Source organism: Streptomyces sp. NBC_00247, from assembly GCF_036188265.1.
GTDB lineage: Bacteria > Actinomycetota > Actinomycetes > Streptomycetales > Streptomycetaceae > Streptomyces.
The window spans coordinates 3,016,430-3,032,480 of sequence record NZ_CP108093.1 but is presented as its reverse complement, the minus strand read 5'-3'; the positions used below and the strand labels follow the sequence as shown (position 1 = coordinate 3,032,480).

14 protein-coding genes are annotated in these 16,051 nt (G+C 71.6%); 13 read left to right on the top strand and 1 reads right to left on the bottom strand.

From position 1 onward, the window contains the following. The first annotated feature begins 346 nt into the window (after nt 1-346). The 13 genes from OHT52_RS12780 (at nt 347) to OHT52_RS12715 (ending at nt 13,979) form a co-directional block, all read left to right on the top strand. Nucleotides 347-952, top strand: coding sequence for a GTP cyclohydrolase II (locus OHT52_RS12780; RefSeq protein WP_328720270.1), 606 nt, complete (start codon nt 347-349; stop codon nt 950-952). Next, entirely contained in the window at nt 942-2,045 is a 1,104-nt protein-coding gene (locus OHT52_RS12775; protein WP_328720269.1) for a glycosyltransferase family 9 protein, read from the top strand. Before OHT52_RS12780 ends, OHT52_RS12775 begins: the two co-directional genes overlap by 11 nt. After that, on the top strand, nt 2,045-2,908 hold the full coding sequence (locus tag OHT52_RS12770; protein WP_328720268.1) for a sugar phosphate isomerase/epimerase family protein: 864 nt from the start codon (nt 2,045-2,047) through the stop codon (nt 2,906-2,908). Before OHT52_RS12775 ends, OHT52_RS12770 begins: the two co-directional genes overlap by 1 nt. Beyond that, nucleotides 2,905-3,750: a hypothetical protein gene (locus OHT52_RS12765; protein ID WP_328720267.1), complete on the top strand. Its 846-nt coding sequence runs from the start codon at nt 2,905-2,907 to the stop codon at nt 3,748-3,750. The genes OHT52_RS12770 and OHT52_RS12765 overlap by 4 nt, the downstream gene beginning before the upstream one ends. A 72-nt stretch (nt 3,751-3,822) precedes the next feature. Further along, nucleotides 3,823-4,827, top strand: coding sequence for a hypothetical protein (locus OHT52_RS12760; RefSeq protein WP_328720266.1), 1,005 nt, complete (start codon nt 3,823-3,825; stop codon nt 4,825-4,827). Next, complete coding sequence (locus OHT52_RS12755) at nt 4,824-5,309, top strand: flavin reductase family protein (RefSeq protein ID WP_328720265.1); 486 nt, start codon at nt 4,824-4,826, stop codon at nt 5,307-5,309. The genes OHT52_RS12760 and OHT52_RS12755 overlap by 4 nt, the downstream gene beginning before the upstream one ends. Nucleotides 5,310-5,481: 172 nt before the next feature. Further along, on the top strand, nt 5,482-7,521 hold the full coding sequence (rfaE2, locus tag OHT52_RS12745; RefSeq protein WP_443046564.1) for a D-glycero-beta-D-manno-heptose 1-phosphate adenylyltransferase: 2,040 nt from the start codon (nt 5,482-5,484) through the stop codon (nt 7,519-7,521). Nucleotides 7,522-7,618: 97 nt separating this feature from the next. Further along, complete coding sequence (locus tag OHT52_RS12740; RefSeq protein WP_328720264.1) at nt 7,619-8,845, top strand: DegT/DnrJ/EryC1/StrS family aminotransferase; 1,227 nt, start codon at nt 7,619-7,621, stop codon at nt 8,843-8,845. Continuing rightward, complete coding sequence (locus OHT52_RS12735; RefSeq protein ID WP_328720263.1) at nt 8,842-9,840, top strand: NAD-dependent epimerase/dehydratase family protein; 999 nt, start codon at nt 8,842-8,844, stop codon at nt 9,838-9,840. Before OHT52_RS12740 ends, OHT52_RS12735 begins: the two co-directional genes overlap by 4 nt. Further along, the gene (locus OHT52_RS12730; protein ID WP_328720262.1) at nt 9,837-10,997 is read left to right on the top strand and encodes a zinc-dependent alcohol dehydrogenase; all 1,161 of its coding nucleotides are present in this window, start codon (nt 9,837-9,839) and stop codon (nt 10,995-10,997) included. The genes OHT52_RS12735 and OHT52_RS12730 overlap by 4 nt, the downstream gene beginning before the upstream one ends. A gap of 79 nt (nt 10,998-11,076) precedes the next feature. Then, the gene (locus OHT52_RS12725; RefSeq protein WP_328720261.1) at nt 11,077-11,673 is read left to right on the top strand and encodes a hypothetical protein; all 597 of its coding nucleotides are present in this window, start codon (nt 11,077-11,079) and stop codon (nt 11,671-11,673) included. 138 nt (nt 11,674-11,811) lie between these two features. After that, nucleotides 11,812-12,840, top strand: coding sequence for a zinc-dependent alcohol dehydrogenase (locus OHT52_RS12720; protein ID WP_328720260.1), 1,029 nt, complete (start codon nt 11,812-11,814; stop codon nt 12,838-12,840). A gap of 107 nt (nt 12,841-12,947) precedes the next feature. After that, complete coding sequence (locus tag OHT52_RS12715) at nt 12,948-13,979, top strand: helix-turn-helix transcriptional regulator (RefSeq protein ID WP_328720259.1); 1,032 nt, start codon at nt 12,948-12,950, stop codon at nt 13,977-13,979. Between the two features lie 143 nt (nt 13,980-14,122). Here OHT52_RS12715 and OHT52_RS12710 read toward each other — a convergent pair whose 3' ends face one another. After that, a complete protein-coding gene (locus OHT52_RS12710) occupies nt 14,123-15,844 on the bottom strand; it encodes a helix-turn-helix transcriptional regulator (protein WP_328720258.1) in 1,722 nt (573 codons plus the stop codon). Nucleotides 15,845-16,051: the final 207 nt, after the last annotated feature.

The window sequence follows — 16,051 nt, the reverse complement described above, 5'->3', positions numbered from 1 at the left end:
CGGGCTGATGATATTGGCCGAAGCGGGCGACATGTCAAGGGTATTCGCCCACGGTCTCGGCCCGAGGACGGGGCCGGCATCGCTGCGCACATTGCTCACTTTTGTCTTGAGGTCATGTTGCGGCAGTGCAGCTTCGTGACGCTCTCGCGCTGTGGACAGAGTTGCCGTACCGGGCCAAGGATTGAATTGCAGCCAGGATGCGACCGACTAAAGAATTTCCCGGCACGCTTGCTCGGCTTGTCGGGCCAATAGCCAAGTGGCTGTTCCGGCCGTTGTGTGCACTTAGCCACCGACCGCGACGGAGACAGCGCCCCGCCGTCTGGTAGGCGCGGAGAGATGGATAAACGTGATCATTGCGGCAACGGTTCTCGAAACCGCTCACGGGAAGTTCCGAGTCTCCACCCATGGAGTCGAGGGCAGTCCCGAGCGATGTCTGACGATGTCCCAGGGCGATCTGAGTGAGCCCGGCACGGTCATCCGCCTGCACTCCTCGTGCATATTCGGCGAGGCCTTGCTGGCCTGCGACTGTGACTGCGGTCCGCAGTTGGCCACCGCCATGCAGGAGGTCAACCGCCGTGGCAGCGGGGCCATCGTGTACCTCTACCAGGAAGGGCGCGGGGCGGGCCTGGACCTGAAGATCGAGGGGATGGAGCGTCAGCGGCTCCGGGGGATCAACTCCTACCAGGCGTACGACTCCCTCGGGCTGCCCCGGGATCTGCGTGACTACAGTCTCGCGGGCGAGGCGCTCAACGATCTCGGCGTCGCCAAGGCCGTCACGGTGATGTCGAACAACCCCACGAAGCTCAAGGCGCTCGAAGAGCTCGGGTACACGATCCAGTCGCAGTTCGCGCTGAGCTACGAGGTGAGTCAGCGCGCGTACGACTATCTGCTCATGAAGCAGGTGGAAGGAGACCACAGCCTCGATTTCGGCAAGATCAACTTTGTCGGCTGACGGGGCGGGCACGCGGCGCATCCACTTCGTCGACTTCACGGGCCTGGGCAGCGCCGCTCTCGCGGTACCTGTGCTCCGGGCCATGGAGACGGCGGACCCCTCGGTCCGCTACACCTACCCGGCCAATCCTCTGCTGTCGGATCCGAGGATCCGGCGGGCGAGCGGGCTCCGGGGCCTGGTGGAGCTGACCGAGCCGGTGTGGCGGCGGTTCGACCGGAGCGACTGGGCCGCCCTCGCCGAGCACCTGGAGAGCCACCGCGTCACCGACGTGGTGAACTTCCGCAACCCCGACCTGACGGAGGACGGCAGGTACACCGACTTCCGGGCCTGGTTCGAGCAGTCGTTCCGTCCACTGCGGTGGCACGACCTCTACGGCATGGCCGACCTGGCATCACGCCACGTCCAGAGCAGGATGACGGGCCTGCTGACCGGGGCCGGCATCGGGTACGGGCCGCTGCGGCCGCAGTGGCTCGCGGTGGCCCGGGACTGGGCGGCTCCCGGGCCTCCCCGCCGGGCCGACGTGCCGAGGATCGGCTTGTTCTGCAGCGCCAGCGTGCCGTCCAAGCGCTGGCCGCACGGCTACTGGCGCACGTTGACCACCCTGCTCGCACAGCGGAGTGACGCGGAGTTCGAGGTCTTCTGCGGCACCAGCCGGGACGAGCGGGACGCGGCGCAGGCCTTCCTCGAAAACCTGCCCGAGGTGATCGGCGACCCCGGCCGCGTACGGCTGGTACGGCCCGGAACCGTCGGGGAACTGGCCGGCCGGCTCGCCGGGCTCTCGGTCCTCGTCGCCAACGACACGGGCGTGGCCCACCTCGCGGCGGCCTGCGCGGTTCCCACCGTCTCGCTCTTCCTGTCCACGGACGCGAAGGTCTGGGGGCCGGTCTCGCCGTCGGCGGTCACGCTGCAGAGCGGGACGGGTGTCCGTTGTCCGGCGCAACGCCCCTCCCAGGGCAACTGTTCGCGCCACTACGGCGACTGTGACGCGCCCTGCCAGTGGGATCTCAAGCCGGCCGATGTGGCGCGGTCGACGCTGGCCGCACTCGGCGAGGTGAGGCCGTGGGTACCGGCCCGAGCTAAGGAGTTGATGTGATGTCCGTGCCTCTGACGGTGGCAGGGCCGGAGCTGTTCGGTACCGGGCCGCTGCTGGGCAACCTGCGGCGGCTCGACACACTGCGCGAACTGGGCTTCGAGTCCCTGGAGCTGTGGTGCCCCTGGCAGATCGACGAGGGGAACGTCGACGAGGTGCACGCCGCTCTGAGCGCGGTCGGCATGTCGGTGACCTGCGTGTCGTCGCCGAGTTATCTGCACGGCGAACCCACGGGCGAGGGGCGCCGGCTGGTCGAGGCGAGCATCAGGATCGCCCGGCGGCTGGGTGCGACGCGCGTGAACACCTACTTCGGCCACGGGGGTGACGGCGTGGACAGGACCGCGGCGGCGACGTACGCCGGACTGGTGGCTCCGCTGCTGGAACAGGCCGAGGCGGCGGGCGTGACGATCGTCATGGAGAACGAGTTCGACGCCTTCGGCCACGATCCCGAACACTTCGACATATCGCGCCGTGCCGCTTCCCTCCAGTACCTGGCCACCCTCATCGACCACCCGCGGTTCCGCCTCAACTTCGACGCGGCCAACTTCGCCTGCGCGGGCGAGGACGTGACGAAGGCGGCAGCCCTGCTCGCACCGTACGTGGGGTACGTACACGTCAAGGACGTCGTCACGGTCCCGCCGGGGCACGACGGCGGAGCGGTCGGCTGGAACACCTACACCGATGGCGAGCTCAGCTATCGGACGGTGCCCCTCGGTACCGGCGAGGTTCCCTGGACCGAGGTCCTCAAGCTGCTCGGCGAGGCGCGTTACGAAGGCCCCTTCACCCTGGAGCCGCATTGCGCCGCCGACTCCCTTCCCGGGCAACTGGCCCATGCGCAGGCCTTCCTGTCCCGGATCACGTCATGAGCCCCCTCCCGCTCGACAGCACACCGGCGGCCGCGTACTTCCGCCTCCACGAGGACCTCACGCGGCACCGGGTCGACCGGCTCGACGTGCCGAGGCCGGCCGGGCCGGAGTTCTGGTCCTGGTACGCCGACAGGCTGCGTGGTCCGGGGACGGTGAAGATCCGGGTCACCGAAGGCCCGGCGGGCGGCTTTCCCGAACCCACCGGGCGACTGGCCATGTGGTCCTCCACGGGTATGGGGTCCACGCACACCCTGCGCCTGATCAGCCACCTCTCGCCCGACGTGCTGCGTTACGAGGACTTCGCCGCCGAGGTCGAACCCGTGCGCGCGGGCGCCCCCCTTCCGTTCGTGCTGGCCGTCCTCGGCGCCCATCTCGGCTACTCCTTCAGCTACCTGGGGGCGGTCCGCACCCGCGCGTGCGGGGCCCCGGACCGCTCCGGCGGCGAGGGGAACGAGGACGGGCCCGCGGGATTCGCCGAGGGCTGGAACGCGCACCACGACGACCACCGGCTGCGGCTGCCGACCGTGGACCTCACGAGGGACCGGCTGCTCGCCGCCCTCCCCGACGGCGCGGAGGCGCACCTTTCGAGCTGCGACCTGCTGCCCGGCGGCTGGTGCGGTGACTGCGCCACGTGCTTCGCGTGCTTCTACACGGCGAAGGCGGTAGGGCGGCCGCTGGGATTCACCCTCTCGGACCGGATCTTCGACGAGATCTATCTCCGCCGCTACCGGCCCTACCTGGAAGGGGAGTTCGCCTCCGACCCGAGCAACTCCCTGCAGTACCTGGTGTACCTGCAGATGACGTACGGCGTCACCTTCGACCGGGACGCCGACGTCGGCTGACCTCGGACGACGAGGTCTCCCGTCGTCCCCTCCCGACGAGCCCCACCACTTCGACGATGCGGAAGCGAACAGATGGACCGAACGTACCGAGCCGAAATGGCGATGCTGGAGGAGACCTTCGCCGCGTGGGAGCGGTGGCGGCGGGAGGCGCACTTCGACGTCCTCCGGGAGCGGATCGCCGGTCCTGTCGCGTTCGTCGCCTCCGGCGGCTCGCTGGCCGTCGCCCACCTGGGCGCCGCTCTCCACCAGCGGAGGTACGGCCACGCGGCGCTGGTCCTGACTCCGCTGGAACTCGCCTGCAACCCGCTCGCCCTCGGCGCCGTCTTCGTGATCTCCGACAGCGCGAGCCATCCGGACGCCCTGCTCGCGGTGGACGCGGCACGCCGGTCGGGCAGCGGCACGGTGGTGATCGTCTCGAACCGTCCCGAGGAGGACCTGCGCGAACGGTTCGGCACGGGGGCGGAGTACGTGTCCTGTCCACGGCCCGGCAACGACGGCTGGATCGCCACCAACTCGGTGCTCAGTCTCAGCCTCGGCATGCTGACGGTGTACGGCGCCGACTCCGGCGCGCCGTCGTTCGACGTCTGGCACGAGCGCTGGCTGAACCGGGACGGCACTCTGGCGGCAGGGCACGACAGTGACCGCGACTCGGTGCTGTGCCTGCACACACCGGGGCTGCGCAACGTCGCCGTGGACCTCGAAACCCGCACCGCCGAGGCCGGGCTGGGCAGCGTCACCGCCACGGACCTGCGCAATCTGGGGCACGGCCGTCACGTGGGCCTTCTCCGCAACCAGGCGACCACCGCGCTGGTGATCCTGGCGGAGCCGTCGTGGATGCCCCTGGTGCACCACTACGTCCCCGCCCTGCCGCCGGAGGCCGAGGTACGGATCTGGACCGGGGCGTCGGACGACTGGTCCCCGGTCGAACTCCTCCTGCCCAGCGCCGGGTTCCTGGCTTCCCGGGCCGCGGCGGCCGGTGCGGACCCGGGCAATCCCGAGGTCTCGCCCGGTGGCCTCGGGCTGTTCCGGATGCGACTGGACGAGGTCGTGCCGGACCTCCTGGGGAGAGGACTTTGAGCCGCGCCCCCGCCGTCCGGCGCGCGGAGGACCTGCTGATGACGTCGTGCGTGGTGGTGACCGCCATGACGGACGACGGCCCGATCGGCTGCCTGGTGGCGTCGGTCATGCCGGTCGGCTACCGGACGGGCACGGTGGTCGTGGCCCTGACCGAGGGGTCGCGGACCGAGAGAGGGCTTCGGGAGACCCCGGTCCTCGGGCTGACCGTGCTCTCGGCCCACGACATCGCGACCGCGCGCACCTTCACGCAACCCTGCCCGAGGCCGGCGGACCGGTTCGACGGGATCGAATGGTCCCTCGGCACCCTGGGCGTACCCGTGTTGAGCAGCGGGATCGCGACGGTCGAAGCGCGGGTGACCGACCGGTACCGCGCCGCCGGCTGCGCCCTGCTGGTGGCCGCGGTGGCCGCGCGGCACGGCGATCCGGTCGGTGACGCCGACCCGATGACGATCTCCGACGCCCGTAGGGCCGGACTTGAGTAGCCGAGGGCCGGCAGCGCCCCGCTCCCTCCCCGGCACGGGCGGCGGCCTCGGTCCGCGGACCTTCCGGCGACCACCACGGCCCCGGGCCGAACGGTTTCCCCCGGGAGCCGGCTCCGGCCGCCGCTCCCGCGACTCAACGGCCTCCCCGACCGCCACACCCTAGGGACCTTCCATGACCGACTCACCGGACAACACGCCGCGGTCCACCCAGCCGCTCGCTCATGGCCTCGGCCATGTCGGACGGCTCCAGGAGGCACTCACCACACTGGACGTCGGCACGCTCCAGGACTGGGGCCGTGAACTGGCCGCCGTGTTCCAGAACGGCGGCCGCCTCCTGGCGGCGGGCAACGGGGGCTCGGCGGCCGAGGCGCAGCACCTCACCTCGGAGCTCGTCGGGCGGCTGCGCGACGACCGCCGCCCCTTCTCGGCGATCGCCCTGCACGCCGAGAGCTCGGCCGTCACCGCCATCGGTAACGACTACGGCTACGACGAGGTGTTCGCCCGCCAGGTCAGGGCGCACGGCAGGGCGGGGGACGTTCTCGTCCTGCTGTCCACGTCCGGCCACAGCGCGAACGTCCTGCGCGCGGCGGAGGCGGCGAAGGAAGCCGGGCTCTCGGTCTGGGCGCTGACCGGCGCCACCCCCAACCCGCTGGCGGAGATCGCGGACCGGACCGTCGGCATCGACGCCCCCACGGCGACGGTCCAGGAGTGCCATCTCGTCGCCGTGCACCTCGTCTGCGCGACGGTGGACGTCGCGCTCGGCGTGTGCCCGCCCGATCCCCTGGAGAGCGCGGACCCCGCGCGGGACCCCGAGGTCAGGAGGGACGAGTTCGTGATCGTCGGCGACGCCCTCCTGGACCGGGACCTGACGGGAGTCGTGGAGCGGGTCTCGCCGGAGGCTCCCGTGGTGGCCGTCGACCAGGTCGAGGTGCGGGCCCGGCCCGGTGGTGCCGCGCTCGCCGCGGTCCTCGCGGCGCGCGGCGCGCGTCCCGTCACGCTGGTGACGGCGCTGTCCGCCGACGCCGAGGGGCGGGAACTCGGCGCTCTGCTCCGCGAGGCCGGTGTCCGCGTCGTCGATCTCGGGCTGGCCGGGCCGACCCCCGTCAAGAGCCGGGTCCGCGCCGGCGACCGGACCGTCCTCATGTACAGCCGCGCTCCGCAGCGCCCTGCCGCTCTCCGGCGCACGCTGACCGAGGGTGAACACGCCGTGGTGACGGGAGCCAGAGTGGTCCTCGTCTCCGACTACGGGCGCGGAATCGTCGAGGACACCCGGATACGCGAGGCCCTGACCACCTCCTCGGTGGCGAGACAGGTCGTGTGGGACCCGCACCCGCGCGGTGGCGCACCGGTCCCCGGGGTGCGTGTGGTCACTCCCAACAGCAAGGAGGCGGCCCTGTTCGCGCCCGGGACACCGGGCGAGGGACTGCGGCAGGACGTCGACCGGGGCCGGACCCTCGTCGAGGAGTGGGCCTCGGCCGGTGTGGTCGTGACCAGGGGAGCCGACGGTGCGGTCCTGCTGGACCTCGACTCCTCGTCGCCGCTGGTCGTGCCGGGTTCCCGGGTGACGGCGACGGACACCTGCGGAGCCGGAGACGCCTTCGCCGTCGCCGTGGCGGGCCTGCTCGCGGACGGCGCTCTCCTTTCGCAGGCGGTCACCGGCGCGGTCCGGGCCGCCGGGGAGTTCGTGGCCGCCGGCGGCGCGACGGCGGTCCTGGTCCGTCCCCGGGGGCGGACCCGCGAGGACGGACCCGCCGATGTGCTGGAGACCGTGGCCAGGACGCGGGCCGCCGGGGGCACGGTGGTGGCCACGGGTGGTTGCTTCGACCTGCTCCACGCCGGCCATGTCGGGCTGCTCGCCAACGCCCGTCTGCTGGGCGACTGCCTCGTGGTCTGCCTCAACGACGACGCCTCCGTACGGCGGCTGAAGGGGCCGCAGCGCCCTGTCGTCGCGGCTGGCGACCGGGCCTCGGTGCTGGAGTCGCTCGCCTCCGTCGACGGGGTCGTCGTCTTCGGCGAGGACACTCCGGAGGCGGTGCTGCAACGGATCAAGCCGGACATCTACGTCAAGGGCGGCGATTACCGGGTGAGTGACGTGCCGGAAGCCGCGCTGGTGGAGAGCTGGGGCGGCCGGGCCGTGATCCTTCCCTACGTGGAGGGACTGTCCACCACTTCCATGATCGACAAGATCACGGAAAGCGGCGGCATCGGATGACCGGCGCGGCGCCCCGCTGCCCGGCACGTCCGTGAATCGACTGAGAACACCTACACACGCGCGCCGGAACGACGTTTCGTTCCGAAGGGAGAATTCCATGGCCGGGCCCGGCTGGTACCTGATGGACGGGGCTGAGGAAGCCGAGGTGCTCGACACGCTCAGGGAAGGACACCTGAGCCGTTACCGGTTCGGCGACGAGACAGCGCTCTCGCGGACCATGCTGTTCGAGCAGCACATGGCGGGGGTCCTGGGAGTCCGGCACACCCTCGCCCTCAACAGTTGCACCTCCGGTCTGCTGGCGGGCCTCACCGCCCTCGGCATAGGTCCCGGCGACGAGGTGATCGTGCCCGGCTACACCTTCATCGCCTCCATCGCCGCGGTCCTGTTCACCGGTGCCCGTCCCGTCCTGGCCGAGGTCGACGAGAGCCTGACACTCGCGCCGGACGACGTCGAGGCCAAGATGTCCTCCCGGACGAAGGCGATCATGCCGGTGCACATGATCGGAGCGCCGGCGGATCTCGACCGGCTGACCGCCACGGCGCGGGCCGCCGGTTGCGCCGTGATCGAGGACTGCGCCCAGGCGCTCGGCGGCAGTTACCGCGGGCGGCGGCTCGGTTCCATCGGTGACGTCGGTGCCTTCTCGCTCAATACGGGCAAGGTGATCACCGCCGGCGACGGCGGGCTGCTGACCACCGACTCCACCGCACTCCACCGTCAGGCGTTCGCCTTCCACGACCACGGCTTCGCCCCGGACCGGGCGGGGCTGGTCGACGAAGGCCCGCGCATCGGCCTCAATCTGCGGCTCCACGAACTCGCCGCGGCCGTGGGCCTGGCCCAGGCGCGCAAACTGGACCACATCCTGGAGCGCTGCCGTGCCAACCAGGCGGCCGTCCGCAAGGAGCTCGACGGGCTGCCCGGCGTGCGGGAGCGGGTGATCCACGACGAGGGCGAATGCGGCACGGCCCAGGTGCTGATCTTCGACAGCCCTGAGGTCGCGGGCGCCGTCGCGGCGGCCCTGGGCGGGAGCCCGCTCGCCGCGTCGACGAAGCACAACTACGCGCGGATGGGCCAGCTGCACGCCGAGTTCGGCCGCAGGGACGCCGACGGGCGGACCGCGGTGGCCTGCGGGAGGCCGGGTGACCTGCCGCGCACCGACGACCTGCTCGCCCGGTCGGTGGCGCTCAGCGTCGGTGTGGTGGACGGGTACCTGGGCACCCTCGGTGACGTGACGGTGCTCGACACTCCCGAAGAGGCCGGCCGCAAGGCGGCCAGGGTGCGCGAGACCGTCGAGACCGTCACCGCGTCCCTCGGGGAGCGCGCGTGAACGCCGCGGCGCCGGGAGCGGCGGCCCCCCTCGAAGCGCTGGTCACCGGCTCCGCCGGTTTCATCGGCGGTCACACGGTCAGGGCTCTGCTGGACGCCGGCTGGGCGGTGACCGCCCTCGACGTGGCCGAGTGTCCGCCCTGGATGGCTTCCGCCGTCGGCGTGGTGCGCGCCGAGGCCGACGACCCGCGGACGCTGAACGACGTACGCGACGGCCGGTACGCGGCAGTGATCCACCAGGGGGCGATCAGCTCGACCCTGGCCGACGACTGGGACCGGCTCAGCGAGGTGAACGTACGCCAGCCGCTGGCCCTGGCGGAGGCCGCGGCCGCCGGCCGGGCGCGCTTCGTCTACGCGTCCTCGCACAGCGTGTACGGCACCATCCGGCGTCGGGTCGCGGTGACCGAGGCCCAGGCCACGGACACGTCCGTATGCACGGGGCCGCTCAATCTCTACGCGCGGTCGAAGCTGGTGCTCGACCAGGAGATGGTGCGCAGGTACGCCAAGGCCCCCCGGTGGTTCGCGCTGCGCTACACCAACGTCTTCGGCCAGGGCGAGGAGCACAAGGGCGGGATGGCCTCGATCATCTCCCAACTGCTCCGGAGTGCGGCCGAGGGCCGTCAACTGCGGGTGTTCGCCGACACGCTCAACGCCTGCCGGGACTACATTCCCGTCGAGAACGTGGCCCGGACCGTGGTCCGGTTGGCCGGGCAGGAGACCGAAGGCGGGATCTACAACCTGGGATCCGCCAGCCCCGTCAGTTTCGCCACCCTCCTGCAGTGGTGCGCCGACTTCAGCACGGCGGACGCACTCGACGTGCGGTTGGTCCAGAACCCCATTCCCGACCGGTACCAGTACTGGACCTGTGCCGACCAGAGCCGCCTGGAAGCGGCGCTGCCCGGAGCGGGGCCGGTCTCCCTCGACGAGGTGAAGGCGGCGGCTGCCCGGCTGTTCACCCACTTCCGCGCGCGGACTCTCGAAGGGGTCCACGCGTGAGCCCGGCGACCGCTCCCGGCGGCTCCCGCCAGGTGGTGCGGACCACCGGGACACCGGGGGACGCGGGCCTGCGCATCCGGCGGGGACCGGCGCCGGAACCGCCCGGCCCCGACTGGTGCCTGGTCCGGGTGACGATGGCGGGCATCTGCGGCAGCGACCTGCCGGACCCGGCCGGTGACCCTCCGGCCGGCCCGGAGGACGACGCGGCCCCTTCGGACGAACCGCTGAGTCACGCCGTGGCGGTGGGACACGAGATCGTCGGCAGGGTCGAGCACCCCGGCGCGGACAGCGGCTGGGCCGTGGGCGACCGCGTCGTCGTCCATCCCCTGGTGGCATGCGAGGCCCGCGGGGAGCCGCCCTGCCGTTCGTGCCGGGAGGGCTGGTACGGCCAGTGCCGGTCCTTCTGGGAGGGCGGCACGAAGTGGGGGAAGTCCCTGGGCTTCAGCAGGGAACTAGGCGGTGGATGGGGCGACGTCGTGGCCGTCCACCGATCCATGCTGCGGGCCGTGCCGGACACGCTGCCGGATCGGACGGCGGTGCTGGCGGAACCCCTCTCGGTCGCGCTGTCCGGCATGCGGCACCTGGCGGGTACCTCCGAAGAGGGCCCGCTGGTGATCCTGGGCGGCGGCACGATCGGCCTCCTCACGGCGGTGGCCGCGGCGGCGATGTTCCCCGATCGGCGGCGATGGCTGATCGCCCGTCATCCCTTCCAGGCCGAGGCGGCGAGATCCCTGGGCCCCGGAGTGGTGGAGCCGCTGCTCAGCGGCCCCGGCGGTGGCGCGGACCGGCTGCCGGCGAGCCCCACCGCCGTCGTCGACGCGGTGGGCAGCGGGCAGTCGCTGTCCGAGGCCCTGGCGGTGGCCGGCACCGGGGGCACCGTGCTGACGCTCGGAAACCCGGAGCGGTGCGACGACCTGCGGGCCCTGTGGCTGAAGCGGCTCACGCTGATCGGCCATCTGGAACACGGGACGCTGACCGCCCGGGACGGCCGGCGCGTGGACTCGATGGCCGAGGCCGTGAGGCTGCTGACCGCCATGCCCCGTCTGGGGGACGTCCTGACCACCCATCGGTATCCGCTGGAGGAGCTGCGTACGGCGCTGGCGGTGGCACGTCACCGAGCGGAGCACCGGGCGGTCAAGGTCGCCCTCGTCCCGTAGTCCCCGAACCCCCAAGGAGAGCCGCCGCCGCGCGAGTGAGGATCCGCTCGCGCGGCGGCGGCCCTGAACGGAGCCACACGTGATCGTCGTGTTCGACCTGATGGACACCCTGTTGTCCGATCCCTACCTCGCGGCCCACGAGAAGGCCAGCGGCATGACCTTCGCGGAGTTCGAAACGCTCCGTCCACCGGGCACGTACCACCGTCTGGAACGTGGGGAGATCACCGAGGACGTCTACTGGGATGCTCTGCGCGCGGCGGGCATCCCCTTCGATCACGCCCTGTTCCATCGGACACGGCGCGAGGGGTACCGGTGGCTGACGGGCATGGAAGAACTCGTGGCGGAGTGCGGTGCGGTGCACCGGACGGTGATCGGCTCCAACTACCCGGACTGGATCGAGGAGATCGGCCGGGAGTACCTCGCCCATCTCGACCTGAGGATCTTCGCGTCCTACCAGCTCGGCGCCCGAAAGCCGGCCGAGCGGTTCTTCCGCTGGATCTGCGAGAGCACCGGGGCGCGCCCCGACGAACTGGTGCTCGTCGACGACAAGTCCGAGAACACCGACGCGGTGAACCGCTTCGGCGGCATCGGCATCACGCACGTCTCGGCGGAACGCACCCGTCAACAGCTGGGCGAGACAGGCGTCCTGCCGTCCCCGCGACAACGAGCACAGTGAGGACGCGCGGCCGTGACGCGCGGCCGTGACGCGCGGCCGTGACGCGCGGCCGTGACGCGCGGCCGTGACGCGCGCCGAGGCGGATTCCGTGCGGCGCACGACCGGTTCACCCGAGAAGCAGAGAGACAGGAAAGACTGATGACGACTGGGACCGCCCCGCACCGGGCCTTCGTTCTCACCTCGGAGGGTGAGATCTCCCTGACCCGCCCCGACATGCCGCAGGCAGGACGGTCGCACGTCCTGGTCCGGGTCACCGCGGCCGGAGTGTGCGGGACGGATCTGACCGACTACCGGCAGCGGCTGGCGGCTCCCGGCACCCTGCCCGCCGTCCCGCTCGGGCACGAGGTGGCCGGTACGGTCGCCGACGCCGGCGAGTCCGGCTGGGCGGTGGGGACACCGGTGGTCGTCGACCCCGCCTTCTTCTGCGGCGCCTGTCATCACTGCGAGGCCGGGCGGACCAGCTACTGCACCGAACTGAAGCTGCTCGGACACAATTACGGCTCCGGCGGGCTCACCGATCACCTCGCCGTACCGGCCGACGCCCTCGTGGAGATTCCCCCGGGCATCGATCCCGTGGCCGCCGCGCTCATCGAGCCGCTCAGCTGCGCCCACCACGCCGCGCGCAAAGCGGGCGACGAGTCGAGCGAGGCGGTGATCGTCGGAGCCGGCGCCATCGGTGTGGGCATCGCTCTGGTGCTCAGGGCCCAGGGCTTCGAACGGTTGGTGCTGCTGGACCCGGTGGCCGAGCGGCGGGCGGCGGCCACTGCCCTGGGACTGGACGCGCGCGCCGAGCCCCCCTCGGCGCCCGCGGCGCTCGTGTTCGAGGCATCCGGCGTCGAGGGCGGCTTCCAGGACGCGTGCCGGCTGGTGTCACGCGGCGGTCACCTCGTGGTGGCGGCTCAGCACGCGCACCCGCTCACGCTGGATTCCTGGCTCGCGTTCGGCAAGGAACTTCGGTTGAGCTGGTCGCTCGGGGCGCTCCGGGAGGACTTCCGCGCGGTGATCGCCCTCGTACGGACCGGTCGACTGCGGCCCGAGGGGATGGCGACCGGCATCCGGCCGGAGGATTTCTCCACGCACACACTCGAAGCCATGGCCGCGGGTAAGCACCCCAAAGCGGTACTGCGCATGGGGCCGGCGACTTCCGGTGGCCCGTCGCCCCGATGACGTTCCCGCGGCAGGAATCCGGACGGGAAAACTCTTTCACCGGGGACGCCCCACGACTACCATCGGCGTGATCATCTGATGGTGCGCGAGAGTCTGCGGGGAACTCGATGCTGGCAGAAGACGAACACATGCCATTCCTGACGTCCGATGCCTGCCGCCTATATGAGTGGATTCTCGAACAGGGCGGTCTCGATATCGAGGCCGCCGGGGGAGCACTCAGACTTCCGTCCGCCTCCGTGGCAGCCGCCGTCGATCTCCTGGCCTGCTACCGGCTCGTCAAGCGCGCACCGGCCCGCGGCCAGTTCGTCGCCAACCGGCCGGACGTGGCCGCGGCCGAGCTCGCCCGGCCGCTGGAACGAGAGGTCAGCAGCGCCCAGCGGGTCGCCGAAGGGGCGCGCAACGCCTTCGAGACGCTGATCTCCGCCTACCAGTCGAGCGAACACAGCGAGCGAAGCGGGGCGAGGTTGCCCCGGTTCGTGACGGATTCCGCCCACATCAACTCCCTGCTCGACGAGTTGTCCGACCGGTGCGCCCACGAGGTGCTCATGGCCCGGCCGTCGAGCCCGCCCCTGCCCTCGTGCCTGACGGAGATCCTGCAGAGGGACCTCGCCATGCTCTCCCGAGGCGTACGTGTCCGCGGGCTCTATCAGCACGCCGCGCGCTTCGACGTCGGAATCCGCAGCTACGTCGAGGCGGTCACCAAGGCCGGAGCCGAGGTCCGTTCGGTCCGTGAACTGAGCCATGCGGTGATCATCTTCGACCGGGCCACTGCCTTTGTCTCCGCCGAGGGGGAGGAAGGCTACGGGGTGCTGATTGTCAGGGAAAGGGCAGTCGTCTCATTTCTCTGCGCAATTCTCGAACGGACCTGGACGAACGGTCTGACATTCGTGGGTGAGATCAAGTCGCAGAACGAGGAACGCGCGCTCGCCAATTCCGTGCGGGCAAGCATACTTCGGCTTCTCATTCAAGGGGTGCGAGACGAGGCGATTGCCCGGCGCATGGGAATCTCGGTCAGGACCTGCCGTCGGCACATCGCCGAGATCATGAAGATCGCGGGTGCCGAGAGCCGGTTCCAGGCCGGCTACATGGTCGCCGGACGTCAGCTCCTCGACGCCAAGGACGGGGCGGGCCGGAACTGAGCGCCGAGGGACGGCCGCCGGGGCCTGTCCGGCGGCCCGACGGCGTGGAACCGGGACCCGCGCGGGACGACCCCTGAGGAACCGCCGGCGTGCCGCCCTCCGGGCCGCCCGCGCGGGTCCGCTCCGGGCGGTGGACGCGCCGTTCAGGCCGAGATCGTGGGGACCGCCGGACCGAGGCCGTCCTCGTGGACCCGGTGGGCCAGGTCGATCTTGGTGTAGGCGGGTCGTCCGGCCAGCCGGTACTTGGACTTGACCCGGTTGAGGTAGTCCTTGGCCGTGTTCTGGGAGATGCCGGCCCGCCGGGCCGCGGCCTTGAGGGTCATGCCGGACACGTAGTCCAGCAGGACCTGGAGTTCCTTGGGGGCGATGCGGGGCCCGGGTCGGGCCGGGGGCCGGGGGCCGTTGCCGTCGAGCCTGCCGAGCCACCAGGGGAGCGCGGCGGCGGAGAAGTCGTTGCTGTAGACCGCCGGGGGCCGGCCGCAGTGGAAGACGTCGTCGCGGATGGAGCCGTGGACGCGGAAGCCGAGGCTGTTCACCAGGCCCTGGTACTCGGGGTTGGCGGTGGAGACGACCAGCTGGCCGCCGGAGGCGCGCTGGAGGAGGTGGCGCAGGAGGATGGCCCGGACGGCCGGGTCGGGGCAGTGCGCGGCTCCCAGGAAGTGGCCGCCTCCGGCCACCGTCGCGCTGTGCTGCTGGAGCAGCGGCTCCATGCCCGTGGTCGTCCGGTCGTCGATCGGTATGAGGCCGGCGATGCCGACGGCCTTGTCGTCCCGGTCGTACACGAGGTGGAAGGCGGAGATGTCGTCCCCGGCCCAGCGTTCGGTGAGCCGGTCGCAGCGGCGGGGGTCGAAGCCGCTGTGGTCGGCCCACTGGCGCATCAGCACGCCGATGTCGGAGGCGTCCGCGGCGACGGCGGAGCGTACCCGCACCGCACGGGTGTCGGCCGGGAAGAGGGTGCGGCGGACCAGGGGGCCGGCGCTGAGGAAGAGGCTTTCTTCGGCGAGTGCGGTCTGTTCGGCCTGGTCGCGGGCGCCCGCGAGCAGGGCGAGGCGGTAGTCGCGGGCGCGGATCCGGGCGCTTTCGTGCGAATCGGGCCGCCGCCACCGGTAGGCCAGTTCGAACAGGGTGCGGTACGGCTCGGTGATCCGGAGACCCAGCCCGCTCCGTTCGACGATGCTGAGCGAGGCGAGTGCGGCGAAGTGGTCGGGGCCACCGGGCAGGAGTCTCTCGTCCCCGGACCACACGGTGGCGAGCAGCCGCAGGGCGTGGCGCCACTGCCTGCCGGGGAGTTCGCGGCCGAGCCGCTCCAGGATCTCCTCGGACACCTGGTCGGCGACGGCTCCGAGGGCGTTCGGCGGAATGCCGGTGTTCAGCGCGCGGCGGGCCGCATCCGCGATCAGGGGTATTCCGCCGGCGAGTTGGACGACGACGGCGCGGCCGTCCGGATCGGCCACGGCGGCGGCCTGCGCGGTGATCCGCTCCTCGGGGGCGGGGGCCACGGTGACGGTGGCCGCGCCCGAGTGCGTCCACCGGGGGTCGGCGAGGAGCGGTCGACGGCTGACCACGACCAGGTTCGGCCACCGGTGGCCGGGGTGTTCGAGTTCGGCGTACAGGGTGTCCCGGCGGGTCCGTCCGTCGACGCTGTCCACCACCAGCGTCGGATCGGCCGGTTCACAGAGCGCCCGGCGTAACGCGGCCGGTCCGTCGGGCTGGTCGAGGTCCACCCGGGCCGCGCCCCGGAGGCCGGCCGTGAGCGCGGATTTGCCGACTCCGAGCGGGCCGGTCAGGTTGACCAGTGGATGTGCGGCCGCGGCGGCGCGCAGTTCCCGCAGAACCGCCTGCCCCGCATCCCCCGAACCCCTCACGGACACCGTCCTTCCGGGCTGCCCCAACGCCGTTGCGACGATACCGACTACGGCGTGCGGTGCACATACCTCGTACGGCATCCGCACGGCTGCGGCTGGTTCCGTACGTCCCTGGGCGCTGCGGCGTCCTGCCGACAGTGGCCGGAAACCGTCTGTCCCGTGCGACTCCCGTTCATCGGTGCCCGCTTCCGCCTCCGTATCCGCTTC